Below are 17,972 nucleotides of genomic sequence, written 5' to 3'. Positions count from 1 at the left end.
AATAAAAAATGGCGCAGTCGATATTTCGACCGCGCCATTTTTCATGTGCGCCTGGTTTGCGCGGGATTCGCCGTTACCAGGAATAGCCGGTGCCGATGCCTATTCCCGAGCCCCAGTAAGGACCGCCACCCCAGCCGCCGCTGGAATAGCCGCCGTAGACCGTGACGGGCGGCGTGTAGTAATTGGACATCATCTTGGCGTCGTTGCCGATGCTCGCAGCCTTCTGCGATTCGTTCAGCGCCTGTTTGTCGATGGCGTTATAGCGCGCCATCCGCTGCTCGGGCGTGAGCGTCTCTTGCGGGGGCAGCGGCGTGTTGGGCAAGCGGCTGTAGATTGGCGAAGGGCCGGGCGGGTCCATCGTGCAGCCAGCGACGAGCGCCAAGCCCAAGAGGCACGACGAAAGTTTCCAGTTGAGCGTTGCGGTTTTCATTTGCGACCTCCAGCGGGCCGGTACTGAGTTCTGCGGGGTGAAAATCATACCGTGCGGCAAGCTTGATGCATCAACCGATGCAAAAGCCGCGCCGGATTGGCAGATGCCCTCGCCAATCCCGCGCAAACCCAGGCGCCGCAAGGCTCAGTGCCGCTGACCGGGCGCCGGGCTCACCCCTTGTGAGAGCTCTTTTGCGACAAAAAGTTGCGCAACGTCCACCGGGTCGAACTCGTAGCGTTGATTGCAGAACTCGCAGTGAACCTCGACGCTGCCGCGCTCCTTGATGACGCTGTCCACCTCTTCGCGGCCGAGCATCTTCAGCATGCCGCCGACCTTTTCGCGCGAGCAGCTGCACTGGAAGCGCGCGGGCGCAGGCTCGAAGTGCTGCACGTTCTCTTGCCAGAAAAGTCGCCGGAACACCGTCTCGGGCTCTTCCTTCAGCAATTCCTCGGCGGAAAGCGTGCTGCCGAGATGACACACGCGCTGCCAAGTATCGGCGTCGTGTTCGCCCGGATGCGGCACGATTCCGCCATCGCCCGGCAGCTTCTGCAGCAGCACGCCGACGGCGCGGTCGGTGTTGGCCGCGAGCCAGATACGCGTGTCCAGCTGCTCGGAGTGATGCATGTAGTGTTCGAGCACTTCCGACATCGACGTGAGCGGCCCGTGCTCGCCCGACAACGGCACGATGCCCTGATACGGCTGCTGTCCTGGCCTCTTGTCGTTCGGGTCGAGCGTGATGACGCAGCGCCCCTGGCCATTGCGGTTGAGCAAATCGGCAAGCGACATGTCGCCGTCGAGCTGCTGTTCGTTCGCGTCATCGGAAAGCTTGGCCGTGGCGCGCAGCGACAGATTCGAATTGCACTGCACGACCAGCATTTTCACGGGGCCGTCGCCATATATCTGCATGATGAGCGTGCCGTCGAACTTGAGGTTCGCCGACAGAAGCGCGCACGCGGCCATCATCTCGCCGAGCACATTGCGCACAGCCTGCGGATAAGAACGGCGCGCAAGCACTTCTTGCCACGTATTGCGCAGCGAGACGATCTCGCCGCGCACGGGCGCCGCATTGAACATGAATTTTTGCAACTGGTCGTTCACAACTCTTCCTTGGGTGATAAGGCGAGACGCGCCGTCTTCGATAAGCGGATGAGCCGCTCAACCGATGCGCACGAGCTGCGCCTTGTAGAATTCGCGCCGGTCCGCGTAGCTCGCCGTGGCTCCGCGCATGCGGGCGATATCCGCTTCGCCGATTTCCCGCACCGCTTTGGCGGGTGCGCCGAGAATCAGCGTGTTATCCGGAAAAACCTTGCCTTCGGTGACGATGGCGCCCGCGCCAACCAGACAGTTGCGGCCGATTACCGCACCATTCAAGACCACCGCCTGAATTCCGATCAGCGAGCCTTCCTTTACGGTGCAACCGTGCAGCATGGCCTGATGTCCGACGGTCACGTCGTTTTCGATCGTCAGAGGAAAGCCCGGGTCCGCGTGCAGCACCGCGCCTTCCTGCACGTTGCTGCCGTGACCGACGACGATCGGTTCGTTGTCGCCGCGCAGCGTCGCGCCGAACCACACGCTGGCATTTTCCTCGAGCGTCACCTGACCGATGATCGTCGCGGTGTCCGCGAGAAAGACGCTTTCGTGGATGGTGGGGGCGTCGTCGCCGAGTTTGTAGATGGCCACTGTGTCTCCTGGGCGTTGTCTTCGAAGGGTGGGATGCGCTCGTTGCCGTGTCGGGCCGCGCGAGGGCTACAATGCGCGCCTTTGTCGTATGTCGTTCCGCGCCTTGTCCAATTGGTTGGCCGCGCGGATTATTGCTTTCGGCGTGTCGTGCGTGCGCCGGGATTACCATTTTAGCCGGTTGCGCCGAAACGTCCTTCGCGCCGGCCGCATTCGCTTCCTGGCGTCTTTCGCTTAACCGAGCATCATGCAAAACGTTCCGACTTCCTTCACCGACGATGCCTGCATGCGCCGCGCGGCGCTCGCCATTCTCCGCGAGCGCGATCCGGTGACGAAAGCGCGCGACGCCCGCACGCTGTACGAGCGCGTGCTGAGCGGTGCGGCGCGCATCGACCCGGAAGTCGCGCTCGACGAACCGGACGACTTGCCCGGCCGTCCCAAGGCGCCGGAACTCGTCGAGCCGTCATCGCTCAAGCGCCGCAGCATGCAATCCGACGCGGGGCGCGCGGTGCTGCTGCACGCACTTGCGCACATCGAATTCAACGCGATCAATCTGGCGCTCGATGCCGTGTGGCGCTTTCCTTCGATGCCCACGGCGTTCTACATCGACTGGCTGAAGGTCGCGGCGGAGGAGGCGCATCACTTCTCGCTGCTAACCGCGCGTTTGGCGCAATTCGGCCACGTCTACGGCGATTTTCCCGCTCACGACGGCTTGTGGGAAATGGCCGAGCGCACCCGCGCCGACGTGCTGGCGCGCATGGCGCTCGTGCCGCGCACGCTCGAAGCGCGCGGTCTCGATGCCTCGCCGCCCATTCGCAAGCGTCTCGCGCAGGCGGGCGACGAAGCGTCGGCAGCGATTCTCGATGTAATCCTGCGCGATGAAATCGGTCATGTGCTGATTGGCAACCACTGGTTCCGTTTTCTCTGCGACGCGGCGAGTCTCGAACCGCATCCCACTTACGAGCGTCTTGCGAAGCAGTATCACGCGCCGAAATTGCGTGGCCCGTTCAACTTCGAGGCGCGTCGCGACGCGGGCTTCGACGAGGCCGAACTGCGCGCGCTCGCCGGGCTGGACGAGAACCCGTCGCTATAATCGAACGATCATCTTTTTCGAATGCGACACCGACCATGAAAGAATCGCGCTCCGAATTCGTCGATGCGCGCGGCGTGCGTCTGCACGTGCGCCGCTGGGGCTCGCCCGACGCGCCCATGCTTTTCATGCTGCACGGCTGGATGGACGTCGCGGCATCGTTCCAGTTCGTCGTCGATGCGCTCAAGGGCCACTGGCAAGTGCTCGCGCCCGACGCACGCGGCTTCGGGCTGTCGGACTGGCCGGTGGCCGAGAAGGGCGGCGGCCATTACTATTTTCCGGACTATCTCGCGGACCTCGAAGCGCTCATCGACCATTTCGATCCCGTCGGCAAAGTGAACCTGATCGGCCACAGCATGGGCGCGAACTTCGCGCTGCTCTATGCGGGCGTGCGGCCGGAGCGGGTACGCCGCGTCGTCGATCTCGAAGGCTTTGGGCTGCCCGCGGCGCATCCGGCGCAGGCGCCCGGACGTATCGCTACATGGCTCGACGACCTGCGCGCGCCGCCACAACTGCGCAGCTATGCGACGCTCGATGAAGTCGCCGATCGGCTGATCCGCACCAATCCGCGCTTGGCGCCTGCACGCGCGCGCTTTCTCGCGCAGCACTGGTCACGGCAGGAAGCCGACGGGCAATTTCATTTGCTCGCCGACCCGGCACACAAGCTGCGTGGTCCTACGTTGTATCGGCTCGATGAGGTGTCGGCGGTCTGGAAGCGTGTTCAGGCGCCCGTGCTGCACGTCGAGGCGAAGGATTCGCCCACACTTGCGGGTTTTGCCGGAAAAATGCCGGTTGCCGAGTTCAAGACGCGCTTCGAGGCGTTTGCCGACTGGCGCGAGGAAATCATCGATGAAGCGGGGCATATGGTTCATCACGATCAACCCGAGCGAGTCGCCGCGCTCATCGAAGCGTTCTGCGCGTGAATGTGCACGCTGACGCGCGGCCGGGCGCAACGGCATCACCAGCACGTCATGCCGTTACAGTAAAATGTTAAAAATCATGAAGCCGACGATCAACGCCGATTTGCACTGCCATTCCACCGTCTCCGACGGCCAGTACGCGCCTGCGCAGGTCGCGGCGCGCGCGCACGCCGGCGGCGTCGGATTATGGTCGCTCACCGATCACGATCAGCTCGGCGGCCAGCGCGAAGCGCGCGAGACGGCCGAGGCGCTCGGCATGGGCTATTTGCCGGGCGTCGAGATTTCGGTGACGTGGGCGGGGCGCACGGTTCACATCGTCGGCATGAATGTCGATCCGGAAAACGCGGAACTGCAGCGTGGGCTCGAAGCCACGCGTAACGGCCGCGCGGCGCGCGGCGTGGCTATCGGCGAAGCGTTGGCGGCAGTCGGTATTCCGAACGCGCACGAAGGCGCGCTGCGCCATGCCGAGGACCCCGACATGATTTCGCGCGTACATTTCGCGCGCTTCCTGGTGGAAGAAGGCTACGCCAAGACCACGTCCGACGTGTTCGCGCGCTATCTCGGCGAGGGCAAGCCGGGTTACGTCGGCCACTGCTGGGCGAAACTCGCCGACACGGTGAAATGGATTCGCAACGCGGGCGGCGAGCCGATCATCGCGCATCCGGGGCGTTACGATTACAGCCCGCTCGAATTCGCCGCGCTCTTCGACGAATTCATCCAGCTCGGCGGCCGCGCCATCGAGGTTGTCACCGGCAGCCACACGCCGGATCAGTATCGCGAATATGCGGATGTCGCGCGTCGTTACGGCTTCGAAGCCTCGCGCGGTTCCGACTTCCACGGCGCGGGGGAAGGGCGCGTCGATCTCGGTCAGTTGCCGCCGTTGCCGGACGATCTCACGCCGGTTTGGGAGCGTTGGCTGTAAGGCGTCCGCACGGCCCGTGCTCCCTGCGTCATCTGAATTTTCCGCACGCGCGGCACGCCTGGGCGCTCGCGTGGCGTTGCGGGTACGAGCGAACAAGAAGGCATCGTCATGTCTCAATTCTTTCGGATTCACCCCGACAATCCGCAGCCGCGGCTCATCAATCAGGCCGTGCAGATCATTCGCGATGGCGGGATTGTCGCGCTGCCGACCGATTCGAGCTACGCGCTTGCCTGCCATCTCGACGACAAGACGGCGGTCGAGCGTCTGCGCCGGATTCGTGGGATCGACGACAAGCAGTTGCTGTCGCTGCTCGTGCGCGATCTCTCGGAGCTGTCGAATTTCGCGATGGTCGACAACACGCAGTACCGGCTCATCAAGTCCGTGACGCCGGGCCCTTATGTGTTCGTGCTGCAGGCGACCAAGGAAGTGCCGCGCAGGCTGTCGCATCCGTCGCGCAAGACAATCGGGCTGCGCGTGCCGGATCACGCCATCACGCTGGCGCTGCTCGAAGCGTTGGGGCAGCCGTTACTCGGCTCCACGCTGATCCTGCCGCCCGACACGGAACCGCTCAACGACGCGGAGGAGATCCGCGAACGGCTCGAAAAGCAGATCGAACTCGTGATCGATGCAGGCGCTTGCCCGGCCGAACCCTCGACGGTCATCGATCTTTCCGGCGGCGAACCCGTGCTCGTGCGCGCGGGACGCGGTAGTCTGGAACCGTTCGGTCTCGCCGCGTAAGTTTTTCGTCCACGCGCTTAAATCCTGCACAAACCGCCGGCGCGGCGCTTGGCATCGCGCCGCCTTCGTCTGCTCTCGCCTGCCTGCTTGATACAATACCGCCCTATGGATGCTTCCCTGATACAAACCATCGCGGTCTACGCGCTCCCGGTGATCTTCGCGATCACCCTGCACGAGGCCGCGCATGGCTACGCCGCGCGTCTGCTCGGCGACAACACGGCCTACGTGCTCGGCCGTGTCTCGATGAATCCGATGCGGCATATCGATCCCATCGGCACTATCGTGATTCCCATCGTGCTGTATTTCGTGACGAGCGGCGCGTTCATGTTCGGCTACGCGAAACCGGTGCCGGTGGCCTTCGGCAATCTGCGCAATCCGCGCTGGGGCAGCCTCTGGGTCGCAGCGGCGGGTCCCGGTAGCAACTTCGTGCAGGCGCTCCTGTGGGGCGTGATCGCGGTGCTGCTCGCGGCTTTCAATCTCGACGAACCGTTCTTCACGCGCATGGCGGCCGCTGGCGTCGGCGTGAATCTCGTGCTCGGCGTGCTCAATCTCTTTCCGCTGCCGCCGCTCGATGGCGGCCGCGTGCTCATGGCGCTATTGCCGGTACGCGCGTCGATCGCGTTTTCGAAGCTCGAACCTTACGGTTTCTTCATCGTGATGGCGCTGGTCGTGACGGGCGTGCTCACACGCTACTGGCTGAGTCCGCTCGTCGGCGTCGGTTACGCGGCGGTATCGGCCATACTGAATCCCTTCGCTTCACTATTCCCATAAAACCATGTTCCCTGACCGTATCTTCTCCGGCATGCGGCCGACCGGCTCGCTGCATCTCGGCCACTATCACGGCGTGCTGAAAAACTGGGTGCGGCTGCAGTCCGAATACCCGTGCTTCTTCGCCGTGGTCGACTGGCACGCGCTCACGACGCACTACGAGACGCCCGAGGTCATCGAGAAAAACGTCTGGGAAGTGCTGATCGACTGGCTCGCGTCGGGTATCGACCCGGCGCAGGCCACGCTCTTCATTCAGAGCCGCGTGCCGGAGCATGCGGAACTGTCGCTCCTGCTCGGCATGGGCACGCCGCTCGGCTGGCTGGAACGCGTGCCGACCTACAAGGAACAGATCGAAAAGCTGCGCGAGAAAGATCTCTCCACTTACGGCTTTCTCGGCTATCCGGTGCTGATGGCGGCGGACATTCTGCTGTATCGCGCCTCGCTCGTGCCGGTCGGCGAAGATCAGGTGCCGCACGTGGAGATGACGCGCGAGATCGCGCGCCGCTTCAACTACCTGTACGGCAAGGAACCGGATTTCGAGGAGAAGGCGCTCGAAGCCGCGAAGAAGCTGGGCGGCAAGCGCGCGAAGCTGTATCACGAATTGCGCGTGGCGTATCAACAGGAAGGCGATGACGAAGCGCTCGAACAAGCCCGCGCGATGCTGCAGGAATCGCAGAGCCTGTCGATGAGCGATCGCGAGCGCCTGTTCGGCTATCTGGAAGGCGCGCGCAAGCTGATTCTCGTCGAGCCGCAAGTGATGTTGACGGAAGCGTCGCGCATGCCGGGTCTCGACGGCCAGAAGATGTCGAAGTCGTATGGCAACACCATCGGCTTGCGGGAGGACGCCGAGACCATCGCGAAGAAAGTGCGCACCATGCCGACCGATCCGGCTCGCGTGCGACGCACCGATCCGGGCGATCCGGACAAGTGCCCGGTCTGGCAACTGCATCAGGTCTATACCGACGAAGCCACGCACGAGTGGGTGCAAAAGGGCTGCCGCAGCGCGGGAATCGGTTGCCTCGACTGCAAGCAACCGGTGATCGAAGGCATCTTGCGCGAGCAGCAGCCCATGCTCGAACGCGCGCAGAAGTACATGGACGATCCTTCGCTGTTGCGCGCCATCGTCGCGGACGGTTGCGACAAGGCACGCAAGTTCGCCGTCGAAACCATGCGCGACGTACGCGAGGCAATGGGCCTGTCCTACAACTGATGGACGCTGGCACGCCGAGCGGTTGGGTCACGCGCTGGGCGCATCTCATTGCGCCCGGCGCTTCGGTGCTCGATGTCGCATCCGGAAGCGGCCGCCACGCGGGCTGGCTCGCGGCGCGCGGGCACGCGGTACTGGCCGTCGACCGTGACGCCGATGCACTCGCCTCCATGTCCGCGCTTCCCGACATCGCGACGTTGTGCGCCGATCTCGAAGGCGCGCCGTGGCCGCTGGCTGGCGGCCGGACGTTCGGGGCGGTCGTCGTTACGCGCTACCTGCATCGTCCGCTTTTCACGCATCTGATTCATGCGCTCGCGCCGGGCGGCGCGCTTATCTACGAAACCTTCGCGGCCGGCAACCAAACCGTCGGTAAACCGTCCAATCCTGCGTTTCTGCTCGAACCTGGCGAGTTGCTCGAAGCCGTGCGCGGCCGTCTGCGCGTGATCGCGTATGAAGACGGTTTCGTCGATGCTCCGCATCCTGCCTTCGTGCAACGAATCTGCGCTGTACTCGTTCCAGAGCCCGCAAAAGCCGGCGCGATTGAGGACACAACCGGTAACACACCCTCGGGTTGGCCACGTTACGAATTGACCGGCTAATCCGCTACAATCGCGGTATCGCGCTTTTTGCGACTAAATTTTCGATTAAATTCATAGAGTTTCATGACAAACGGAACACTTGGCGGCATCCAGATCCGCGGCAGCATTCCTGCCATCGTCACACCGATGCACGAGGACGGTAGTCTCGATTTGCCGGCGTTTCGAAAGCTGATCGACTGGCACGTCGCGGAAGGCTCGAATGGACTGGTCGTAGTCGGAACGAGCGGCGAGTCCGCCACCTTGTCGGTGGAAGAACACGTGCTGATGGTGCAGACGGCCGTCGAGCATACGGCCAAGCGCTTCCCGATCATCGCGGGCGCGGGCGGCAATTCGACGGCAGAGGCCATCGAGCTGTCGAAGCAGGCCAGAAAGGTCGGCGCCGATGCCACGCTACAAGTCGTTCCGTATTACAACAAGCCGACGCAAGAGGGCATGTACCGCCACTTCCGCGCGATTGCGGAAGCCGTCGACCTGCCGGTGATTCTCTACAACGTGCCGGGCCGCACCGTGGCCGACATGAGCAACGAGACCATCCTGCGTCTTGCCGAAGTGCCGGGCATCATCGGCGTGAAGGAAGCCACCGGCAATATCGATCGTGCGGCGCATCTCATCAAGCACGCGCCGGCGCATTTCTCGATCTATAGCGGCGACGATCCCACCGCCATCGCGCTCATGCTGCTCGGCGGCCACGGTAACATCTCGGTGACGGCCAACGTCGCGCCGAAGGCCATGAGCCAGTTGTGCCGCGCCGCGCTCGAAGGCGACGCCATCACCGCACGCCGTATCCATCTCGGCTTGCTGTCGCTGCACAAGCAACTCTTCTGCGAAGCGAATCCGATTCCGGCCAAGTGGGCGCTGCAAGCGCTCGGCCGCATGGAAGGCGGCATTCGTCTGCCGCTCACGCCGCTCGACGAGCGCTACCACGACGTGGTGCGCGACGCGTTGCGCGAAACCGGGCTGCTCGCCTGATCAGGCGCGGCGGGCGACCTTATCGAAATCATCGAGACGCCAGCACCGCCGCAAGTGATCGAAATGAGCCACTTCATCAGTCATCAACCGCCGTTCATTGGCCCCGTCGGCCCGCACGAATAACGCGGGAACGACGCGAGGCAATGCGTCATCAGCAGCAAAGAAGGACCTCATGAACCGTTCCGCTCTTCTTACTCAAGCCAAACGCCTGAGCGTGTTGTCACTCGGCGTCAGCGCCGTCTTCGCGCTTGCCGGCTGCGATACGCTCAACGACTGGCTCGCGCCGGACCGCGTCAACTACAAGGCTGCTGAGACCGCGCCCGCGTTGGCCGTGCCGTCCGATCTTTCCACCGCCGACATCAGCCAGCGTTACGCCGCGCCGCCCAAGGAAAACACGCTCGGCGGCACCGCCGCGCGTTCGGTCACGCCGGCCGGCAACACCACGCTCGGCGTGCCGACAGCGCAAGATCCGTACGGCATGCACGTGGAAAGCGATGGCGACCGCCGCTGGCTCGTCGTCGACGGCCGTGTGCCCGACCAAGTCTGGCCGCAACTGCAGGAGTTCTGGACGGAGAACGGCTTTACGCTCAAGACCGACTCGCCGCAGACCGGCATCATGTCGACCGACTGGGCCGAGAATCGCGCGAACATTCCGGACGACTGGTTCAGAAAGAGCGTCGGCAAGCTGATCGACTTCGCATATTCGTCGGGTACGCGCGACATGTTCCGCACGCAAGTGGATCGCGCGGCGGACGGCTCGACCGACATCAACGTCACGCATAGCGCGATGGAAGAAGTGCTGACGGGTCAGGACAAGACTTCGTCGCGCTGGGAAACGCGTCCGCGCAATCCGGCGCTCGAAGCCGCGATTCTCGTGAAGATCATGCAGAAGTTCGGCCTGACCGAAGACCAGGGCAAGAAGCTCGTGACGCAGGCGCGTCCGGCGGGCGCGAAAGTCGCGGTCAATTCAGCCGCGGGCGGCTCGACGCTCGATCTGGCAGAGCCGTTCGATCGCGCGTGGCTGCGCGTGGGCCTCGCGCTCGATCGCACCAACTTCACGGTGGACAATCGCGACCGCGCGAAGGGTCTCTACTACGTGCATTATTCGGACTCCATGGCGGAGCTGAAGAAGGAAGGTTTCTTCGGCAAGCTGTTTTCGAGCAACACGCCCATGCCTACACGCCAGTTCTTCGTCAACGTGAAGCCGAAGGCGGATGCGCTTACGCAGATCGCCGTGGTCGACGCCAACGGCCAGCCGGACAATTCGTCGGATGCGCAGCGTATCGTGTCCTTGCTGCACGCGCAGTTAAACTGAATATTCGCGTATCGACATGGACACATTGTGAGATTTGCGAGCCTCGGCAGCGGTAGCGAAGGCAATGCATTGCTCGTCGAGGCGACGAGCGGCACGACCACCACGCGCGTGCTGCTCGACTGCGGGTTCTCCGCGAAGGAAGCCGAGCGCCGGCTCGCGCGGCTCGGCTGCCGCGCGGACGAGCTCGATGCCATCGTCATCACGCATGAACACACGGATCATATCGGCAGCGCGCTGACGCTTGCGCGCAAGTGGTCCATTCCATTGCATATGAGTTGGGGCACGGCGCGCGCATGCGGCGCCGACGAAGCGAACGTTCAGCTTAACGTGTTGTGGGGCGATGAGAGCGTCGCCATCGGCGATATCAGCCTCTTGCCTTACACGGTGCCGCACGACGCACGAGAGCCCTTGCAGTACGTGTTTTCGGACGGCGCAAGCCGTCTCGGCGTGCTAACCGACGTGGGTGTGTCGACGCCGCACATTCTGAACGTGTTGAGCGGGTGCGATGCGCTTGTGCTCGAGTCCAATCACGATATCGACATGCTCGCGGGAAGCCGCTATCCGGCTTCGTTGAAGGCGCGCATCGGCGGAACGCACGGACACCTGAATAATTACGCCGCCGCTGCGATTCTCGCGGCGCTTGACCGTTCAAAGTTGCGTCATTTGGTTGCCGCGCATCTCAGTCAGCAAAACAATCTGCCGCATCTGGCGCAAGCGGCGCTCGCTAGCGTAGTGGGTGCGTCGGCGGTGGATGTCGTCGTTGCAACGCAGACCGAAGGGTTCGATTGGCTCGCGCTTTGATCATCTAAGCAACTCGCATAGAAAACGCAGGCACAAAAAAACCGGCCCAAAAGCCGGTTTTTTTGTATGCAAGCTGCGATGAAGCAGCCCGCACTAAGTAAGGACTCAACCTTACTGGCTTGCGCCCGAAGCCGGGGCAGCCGACGAAGCGGCAGCGTCCGATGCTGCGCCAGCAGCCGAAGCTGCGTCGCTTGCAGCGGCCGAAGCGCTCGATGCTGCAGCGTTTGCGTCCGAAGCAGCAGCCGCCGGTGCCGAAGCAGCCGACGTATCGCTTGCAGCGCTCGGAGCAGCCGAATCGCTAGACTTGTTGCATGCAGCAAGAGCAACAGCAGCCAACAGGGATGCTACGAGGAGGGATTTCTTCATGATCACGTCCTTTTATGGTTAAAGGTAAGCAACAGCGCAAAGTACCGGTAATGTGTGCTCCAACACCGACCTGGGCCGCTGTGGAGCCCCACAATATTTTTTTGTTGTGAGACATCCTACGGCTTGGCCGGAAATTATAGGCACTTTCGACGCGACCGTCGATAAATCGGGGGCCGATACGTTGTCTTTCTCATACAAATTTTCATATTGCGGGACAGCAAAACAATTAGTTCCGCAAATACTTGGCGGCACATTGGCTGTCAAGCAATTCAGATCAAAGAGTCCAGCTTAATCCAGCCCGCACAATACCATTCGTGCAGCAGCGATGTCATTGAAGAATCATCTGTAAGTGTTACAAAGCGTTTCCCTTCAAGGCAACGTGCATCGGCCAGTTCGGGAAGCCACTTTTTAGCCCTTGCAGTTAACGCTTCAACCTCGCCATTAACAAAATAAGACGTCTTGTCATAGAGCAGAATAGTCTTACGGTCGAGCGTTATACCTGCCTTCTTCGCGCGCTCAACAAACTTTTGCTGATTAAGCGCACGCTCCGGCGGATCAAAAACGACATTCGCTTTCGGCTCACTCAAATAACTGCCTAAAAACGCCGCGATATCCTTTTCGGTCCATTTGATATCCGCAAGGATCGAGCCAACCCGGTCGAGCAGAAGCTGCGGCAAAAGCGCGGGTTTCGTAACCGGCTCCTGTTGCGGATCGCGATAGCGCGCCTGCGCCTTTGCGTTCGCCGGTGTATCGCCCATGCGTTCGGCTAGGTGATAGAGGAACTGCGCCGTGAGTTCTCGCGTGGAAGGCGCGCGAAAGCCGATAGAGCAAGTCATGCACTCGCCTTCGGCGATCCCGTCATGCGCGATATGAGGCGGCAGATACAGCATGTCTCCCGGCTCCAGCACCCATTCTTCCTCGGGCTCGAAGTGCTGTAAAACTTTCAACGGCATGTCGGGTTTTAGCGAGAGATCGCGCTGTGCGCCGAAGCGCCAGCGGCGCTTGCCATGCACTTGAAGCAGGAACACATCGTAAGAGTCGAAGTGCGGGCCGACGCCGCCGCCATCGGTTGCATAGGAGATCATGAGATCGTCCAGGCGCGCATCGGGGATGAAGCGAAAGCAGTTCATCAACGCGGCGGCGCGATCGTCATGCAGGTTCACGCCTTGCACGAGCAGCGTCCATTCGCGCTTCTTGACGGCCGGCAGTTCGTCGGATGCGAACGGTCCGTGCTCCATGTTCCACGTATTGCGAAAATGCGTGATGAGGCGCGATTCGACGTCGTCGAGATCGGCGAGTTCGAAGAGTTCGTCGCGCGACAGCGGCGCCTTCATGCCGGGGAACGCCTGGCGAATCAGGAGCGGCTTCTTCTGCCAGTAACGCCGCATGAACTGTTGCGGCGTGCGGTTGCCCAACAGAGGCGTAGGCTCGTCGGGTAACGGTGCGCCAGGCTTGTGCATGTTGGGACGCAGGCTGGAATCGGGGATGGGTGTTGCTTCAGGTGGCCGCTTGGGCATCGTATAATCGAGGCTTGTATCTTGGAGGATCCAATGAAAATTGCGAAAGACACTGTCGTTCTGGTCGCTTACAAGCTATCGGATGCACAAGGCAATCTGATCGAAGAAAGCGACGAGCCGATGGTCTATCTGCACGGCGGCTATGATGGCACGTTCCCCAAGATCGAGGAAGCGCTCGATGGTCGCGAACCTGGCTATGAAACGTCCATTCAACTGGAGCCGCAAGATGCATTCGGCGAGTACGACCCTGAACTCGTGAAGATCGAGGAACGCAGCCGTTTCCCCGAACCGCTCGAAGTGGGCATGCAGTTCGAAGGCACGCCCGAAGACGCCGACGACGAACTCGACTCGCTCATTTATACGGTGACCGACGTTGCCGAAGACAAGGTCGTGCTCGACGGCAATCATCCGCTCGCAGGCATGGCGCTGCGCTTCGCATTGTCGGTGCAGGAAGTGCGCACGGCCACGGAAGACGAAATCGTGCATCAGCACGCGCATGGCGCGGACGGCCTTCAAGTGGCCGACGACGAAGATGATGATGAAGAGCCGCCGAAAGACGCGGGCCCCACGCTGCACTGATCATCTTGTTTGATGCAGTCCGAAAAGCGCAGCGCTTGCTGCGCTTTTTTTAATATCGATTGCTTTCGTTCGAGCCTTGAGGCGCTGCACCGTTCTGTACGCCCGATGCCGGCAATGGAAACAATGGCGGCATGGATTGCGGCGTAAAGACCGGTGGCAGGTCCGATGCAGGCGGCTGCGGTAAGGAAGGTGGCGCGGGCAACGGAGCGGGGAGGTCATCGCGCGGCAAGGCGGGCGGCGTGGTTGGCGGCACGATGGGCGCCGCATAAGAAGACGCACCCAGTGGTGCAGACGAACCGCTCGATTGCGCAGGTGCTTCGTTTTGCTGATCGCTGCTGTCGCGCTTACGGACATCGCTCACGTTGCGCACGCGCAGCCGGAATGGCGGATGCCAAGAAGCATCGCTCTGAACTTCGAGCCACTGCGTCTGCGGTTTCTTCAACGCGATCGCAACCCGCGTGAGATTCGTCACCACCAATCCCTTGTCGTTGTGCAAGGGCTGATCGATATGAAAGCCGCTCGGCTCGCTGGCGTCGCCGCCATGAATGACGATCACCGGTCCGCGAAACGTCTCCGCCGCTTTCACGAGGCTGCGCTTCAGTTCGAGAAAGCCGTCGCGTACCGGGTTCGTGCGCGAAAAGCGCAGCCATGCAAAACGATCGCGCTTTTCATAGCGCGCGAAATCCGGATCGCCCTGCATGAGCACGACGAGCGCGCGCATGCCCGAACGTCGCGCCGATTCCGCCGCATGTTCGAGCCAGAACGTGGTCGCCACCGCGCGATCCTCGAACTCGCCGTTGCGCCCGCCGGCCGTCAGGTAGTGATTGTTCGGGCTCGGCGCATTGAGTCCGATGAACGCGACGCCGTTCGCTTGCCAACGCACGATCTCGCGGAATGAGCGAAAGCGCGCGACATCGCTTTCGCGTGCGAGCGTGAGCGGGTTCTGTCCAAGTGAGCCTGCATCGCCGAAAAATTGCTGACGGACGAAATCGAGCCGTTCGACCGGATCATATGCGCCTGAGCGCGCCGAGCCGCAATCGGCCCAGTCGTGTTCGCCGAGCAGCATGATGAGCGGCGTGCGCGATGCATCGAGAAGATCGTGGCGCGACTGATACACGCTGTCGCGGCATGCTTCGGCCGGTCCCTTCAGATTTCCGTCATAGACGATGAACGCCAGATTCCGATCGCGGCCGATGGCATCGAGCATTTGCCGCACGGGCGCTTCGTCGGCGGGACGCGAAAGAGAATCGGCAATGACGGCGAAGGTAAGCGGCCCGTTGTCTTCGCCTTGAGCATGGGCGTGCGTGAGCGCGGCACCAAGCAGTGCCGCCGCGCAGAACGCGCGCATCAGACCGCCCGCCGAGAGGCGCTCAACGCGCGTCATCCGCCGCGGACTTCGCCATGTCGTGCAATTCGAACAGCAGTTCGAGCGCATCGCGCGGACGCAACTCGTTCGGATCGAGTGAACGCAGCTTATCGAGTGCGGGATGCTCGGGCGGCGCGTGAACCGGCGATGCTTCCGGCTCGTCTTCATAATGGTAAGCCGGGCTCGCGAAGAGATCGTATTGCGGTGTCGGCTGGCCGATGGACTGCTGCTCCAGATGCGCGAGATGCTTGCGCGCCGCGCGGATCACCGCGGACGGCACGCCAGCCAGTTGCGCGACTTGCAGACCATAACTCTGATTGGCCGGACCTTCATTGACCGAATGCAGGAACACGATGCCATGATCGTGCTCGACGGCCAAAAGATGCACGTTGGCCGCCTGCGTAAACTCCGTGGGCAGTTGCGTGAGCTCGAAGTAGTGCGTGGCGAAGAGCGTGTAGCAGCCGTTATGCGTGAGCAGATGGCGCGCGATGGCCCATGCCAGCGCGAGGCCATCGAACGTGGACGTGCCGCGCCCGATTTCATCCATCAGCACGAGGCTGGATGCGCTCGCGTCGTTGAGAATGGCGGCTGCTTCGGTCATCTCGACCATGAACGTCGAGCGCCCGCCCGCGAGATCGTCCGCCGCACCGATTCGCGTGAAGATGCGGTCCAGCGCGCCGAAGCGTGCGCGCTTCGCCGGCACGTAGCTGCCGACGTGAGCCATGAGCGCGATCAACGCCGTTTGCCGCATGAAGGTGGACTTGCCGCCCATGTTCGGACCGGTGATGAGCAAGAGCTTGCGCTCTTGCGACAGGCAACAGTCGTTGGCGATGAATTGCTCGACCTGCGCCTCGACCACGGGGTGCCGCCCTTGTTCGATATCGATGCCCGCACCCGCGGCGAACTCGGGCGCGACCCAGTCGAGCGCATGCGCGCGTTCGGCGAAAGCGCCGAGCAGATCCAGTTCGGCGAGCGCTGCCGCGACGCGCTGACAATCTGCAATAAATGGCAGCAGATTTTGCAAGAGCGCGTCGTAAAGCAAGCGTTCACGCGTGAGCGCCCGCTCTTGCGCCGAAAGCGCTTTGTCCTCGAAAGTCTTGAGTTCGGGCGTGATGTAGCGCTCGGCGTTCTTGAGCGTCTGCCGGCGCCGGTAGTCGTCGGGCACCTTGTCAGTCTGTCCGCGCGTGACTTCAATATAGAAGCCATGCACCTTGTTGAACTCGACGCGCAAATTGGTGATGCCCGTACGCGCGCGTTCGCGGGTTTCGAGATCGATCAGGAACTGATCGCAGTTCTCCGAAATGTCGCGCAACTCGTCGAGGTCCGTGTCGTAGCCGCGCGCGATCACGCCGCCGTCCCGGATCAGCGCGGCAGGCTCGGGCGCGATGGCGGCCGTGAGCAAATCGAGACACTCGCGCGGCGGTTCGAGCGCTCCGCCAATGCGCACGAGCGCCGCCGTCTGCGCGGGCACGGCTGCCACCAAGGCGCGCAGATCGGGCAGGGCGGCGAAGGTATCGCGCAGGCTCGACAGATCGCGCGGACGCGCCGACAACAGCGCAAGACGCCCCGTGATGCGTTCGATGTCCGAGATCTTGCGCAACGTGCTTCGCAGCGCGTCGAGACCGCTCGCGGCGGGCGCATCGAGCAATGCGCCGATGGCATGCTGACGCGCCTGCGCAATCGACGTATCGCGCGGCGGATGATGCAGCCAATGACGCAACAGACGGCTGCCCATGGTCGTGCAGCAGGTATCGAGAAGCGAGAACAGTGTGGGCGATTCCGTGCCGCGCAACGTCTCGGTGAGTTCGAGATTGCGGCGCGTGGAAGGATCGAGCCCGATGTACTCCGACTCGTATTCCACCTTCAGGCTGCGCACGTGGCGCAACTGCTGGCCTTGCGTGGCGGCCGCGTAGATGAGCAGCGCACCCGCCGCGCCGCACGCGCAGGTGAGGGTCTGCGCGCCGAAGCCGTCGAGGCTCGCTACATCCAGTTGTTCGCCGAGACGCTTGGTGCCGGAGCTAACGTCGAAATGCCATGCGGGCACGCGCGTGGTCGCCGTGAGATTCGTCACGCCGAAGGAAGCGCGCGTGTCGGTGACGGTATCCGCGATAAGCGTTTCCGCCGGACGGATGCGTTCGAGCGCCGTGCTCACTTGCTCGGGCGCGACTTCCGCGAGCCGCAGCGCGCCGCTCGCGAGATTGAGCCACGCGAGGCCGACGCTCGTCACCACGCCGCGCCGGTTGTGCATGGGGCAGAGCGCAAGCAGATAGACGTCGCTTTTATCGGCGAGGAGCGCCGCGTCGGTCAGCGTGCCGGGCGTGACCACGCGCATGACCTTGCGTTCGACTGGTCCTTTCGATGTCGCCGGGTCGCCGATCTGCTCGCAGATCGCCACCGATTCGCCGAGCTTCACCAACTTGGCGAGATATTGCTCGCATGCGTGATGCGGCACGCCCGCCATGCGGATTGGATTGCCGTTCGACGTGCCGCGTTGCGTGAGCGTGAGGTCGAGCAGGCGCGCGGCTTTCTCGGCATCGTCGAAAAAGAGCTCGTAGAAGTCGCCCATACGATAAAAGACGAGCGTGCCGGGATACTCCGACTTGATGCGCAAGTACTGCTGCATCATGGGAGTGTGCTGCGCGATATCCGCCGGAAGCGCGGCCGCTGCATTGGAAGAAGGTTCGGGAGTTGCCGTTTGATTGCCCATC

At 62.6% G+C, this 17,972-nt stretch carries 19 protein-coding genes; 11 read left to right on the top strand and 8 right to left on the bottom strand.

The genetic code is table 11. From position 1 onward, the window contains the following. Positions 1-73: 73 nt before the first annotated feature. The 3 genes from NCR40_RS08715 to NCR40_RS08705 all read right to left on the bottom strand — a co-directional run bounded on the left by NCR40_RS08715 (position 74) and on the right by NCR40_RS08705 (position 2,110). On the bottom strand, positions 74-430 hold the full coding sequence (locus tag NCR40_RS08715) for a hypothetical protein (RefSeq protein WP_250509237.1): 357 nt from the start codon (positions 428-430) through the stop codon (positions 74-76). A gap of 144 nt (positions 431-574) precedes the next feature. Continuing rightward, positions 575-1,528: an Hsp33 family molecular chaperone HslO gene (hslO, locus tag NCR40_RS08710; RefSeq protein ID WP_244825594.1), complete on the bottom strand. Its 954-nt coding sequence runs from the start codon at positions 1,526-1,528 to the stop codon at positions 575-577. A gap of 57 nt (positions 1,529-1,585) precedes the next feature. Continuing rightward, complete coding sequence (locus tag NCR40_RS08705; protein WP_244825592.1) at positions 1,586-2,110, bottom strand: gamma carbonic anhydrase family protein; 525 nt, start codon at positions 2,108-2,110, stop codon at positions 1,586-1,588. Between the two features lie 244 nt (positions 2,111-2,354). On the opposite strand from NCR40_RS08705, the gene NCR40_RS08700 reads away from it, so the two are divergent. The 8 genes from NCR40_RS08700 (at position 2,355) to dapA (ending at position 9,320) form a co-directional block, all read left to right on the top strand. Next, positions 2,355-3,200: a ferritin-like domain-containing protein gene (locus tag NCR40_RS08700; RefSeq protein WP_250509236.1), complete on the top strand. Its 846-nt coding sequence runs from the start codon at positions 2,355-2,357 to the stop codon at positions 3,198-3,200. A 35-nt stretch (positions 3,201-3,235) separates the two neighbouring features. Then, entirely contained in the window at positions 3,236-4,120 is an 885-nt protein-coding gene (locus tag NCR40_RS08695; protein WP_250509235.1) for an alpha/beta fold hydrolase, read from the top strand. 76 nt (positions 4,121-4,196) lie between these two features. Then, positions 4,197-5,039 (top strand): 3',5'-nucleoside bisphosphate phosphatase, encoded by an 843-nt coding sequence (locus NCR40_RS08690; RefSeq protein WP_244825586.1) that lies wholly within the window; start codon positions 4,197-4,199, stop codon positions 5,037-5,039. A gap of 108 nt (positions 5,040-5,147) precedes the next feature. Continuing rightward, positions 5,148-5,777 carry an L-threonylcarbamoyladenylate synthase gene (locus NCR40_RS08685; RefSeq protein WP_244825584.1) on the top strand — a complete coding sequence of 210 codons (630 nt, stop codon included), beginning with the start codon at positions 5,148-5,150 and terminating at the stop codon, positions 5,775-5,777. A gap of 105 nt (positions 5,778-5,882) precedes the next feature. Further along, positions 5,883-6,548, top strand: a complete 666-nt coding sequence (locus tag NCR40_RS08680; protein WP_250509234.1) for a site-2 protease family protein — start codon at positions 5,883-5,885, stop codon at positions 6,546-6,548. Between the two features lie 4 nt (positions 6,549-6,552). After that, positions 6,553-7,755, top strand: a complete 1,203-nt coding sequence (locus NCR40_RS08675) for a tryptophan--tRNA ligase (RefSeq protein WP_244825581.1) — start codon at positions 6,553-6,555, stop codon at positions 7,753-7,755. Continuing rightward, the gene (locus tag NCR40_RS08670; RefSeq protein ID WP_250509233.1) at positions 7,755-8,351 is read left to right on the top strand and encodes a class I SAM-dependent methyltransferase; all 597 of its coding nucleotides are present in this window, start codon (positions 7,755-7,757) and stop codon (positions 8,349-8,351) included. The genes NCR40_RS08675 and NCR40_RS08670 overlap by 1 nt, the downstream gene beginning before the upstream one ends. A gap of 63 nt (positions 8,352-8,414) precedes the next feature. Then, on the top strand, positions 8,415-9,320 hold the full coding sequence (dapA, locus tag NCR40_RS08665; protein WP_250509232.1) for a 4-hydroxy-tetrahydrodipicolinate synthase: 906 nt from the start codon (positions 8,415-8,417) through the stop codon (positions 9,318-9,320). Here dapA and NCR40_RS08660 read toward each other — a convergent pair whose 3' ends face one another. After that, positions 9,321-9,494, bottom strand: coding sequence for a hypothetical protein (locus tag NCR40_RS08660; protein WP_250509231.1), 174 nt, complete (start codon positions 9,492-9,494; stop codon positions 9,321-9,323). Between NCR40_RS08660 and bamC the strand changes: the two genes are divergently transcribed. Then, positions 9,493-10,635 (top strand): NlpB/DapX family lipoprotein, encoded by a 1,143-nt coding sequence (bamC, locus tag NCR40_RS08655; protein ID WP_250509230.1) that lies wholly within the window; start codon positions 9,493-9,495, stop codon positions 10,633-10,635. The genes NCR40_RS08660 and bamC overlap by 2 nt on opposite strands. 27 nt (positions 10,636-10,662) lie before the next feature. Further along, complete coding sequence (locus NCR40_RS08650) at positions 10,663-11,436, top strand: MBL fold metallo-hydrolase (RefSeq protein ID WP_250509229.1); 774 nt, start codon at positions 10,663-10,665, stop codon at positions 11,434-11,436. Positions 11,437-11,547: 111 nt separating this feature from the next. On the opposite strand, the gene NCR40_RS08645 is transcribed toward NCR40_RS08650, so the two are convergent. Continuing rightward, entirely contained in the window at positions 11,548-11,802 is a 255-nt protein-coding gene (locus tag NCR40_RS08645; RefSeq protein WP_244825575.1) for a hypothetical protein, read from the bottom strand. Positions 11,803-12,071: 269 nt separating this feature from the next. After that, entirely contained in the window at positions 12,072-13,319 is a 1,248-nt protein-coding gene (locus NCR40_RS08640) for a cupin domain-containing protein (RefSeq protein ID WP_250509228.1), read from the bottom strand. A 33-nt stretch (positions 13,320-13,352) separates the two neighbouring features. Between NCR40_RS08640 and NCR40_RS08635 the strand changes: the two genes are divergently transcribed. Continuing rightward, complete coding sequence (locus NCR40_RS08635) at positions 13,353-13,898, top strand: FKBP-type peptidyl-prolyl cis-trans isomerase (protein WP_244825571.1); 546 nt, start codon at positions 13,353-13,355, stop codon at positions 13,896-13,898. A gap of 49 nt (positions 13,899-13,947) precedes the next feature. Here NCR40_RS08635 and NCR40_RS08630 read toward each other — a convergent pair whose 3' ends face one another. Further along, on the bottom strand, positions 13,948-15,282 hold the full coding sequence (locus NCR40_RS08630) for a hypothetical protein (RefSeq protein ID WP_250509227.1): 1,335 nt from the start codon (positions 15,280-15,282) through the stop codon (positions 13,948-13,950). Next, the gene (gene mutS, locus NCR40_RS08625; protein ID WP_250509226.1) at positions 15,269-17,971 is read right to left on the bottom strand and encodes a DNA mismatch repair protein MutS; all 2,703 of its coding nucleotides are present in this window, start codon (positions 17,969-17,971) and stop codon (positions 15,269-15,271) included. Before mutS ends, NCR40_RS08630 begins: the two co-directional genes overlap by 14 nt. Position 17,972: the final 1 nt, after the last annotated feature.

The organism is Caballeronia sp. GACF4 (assembly GCF_023631025.1).
Taxonomy (GTDB): Bacteria; Pseudomonadota; Gammaproteobacteria; order Burkholderiales; family Burkholderiaceae; genus Caballeronia.
This window is presented reverse-complemented; position numbering and strand designations above follow the sequence as displayed.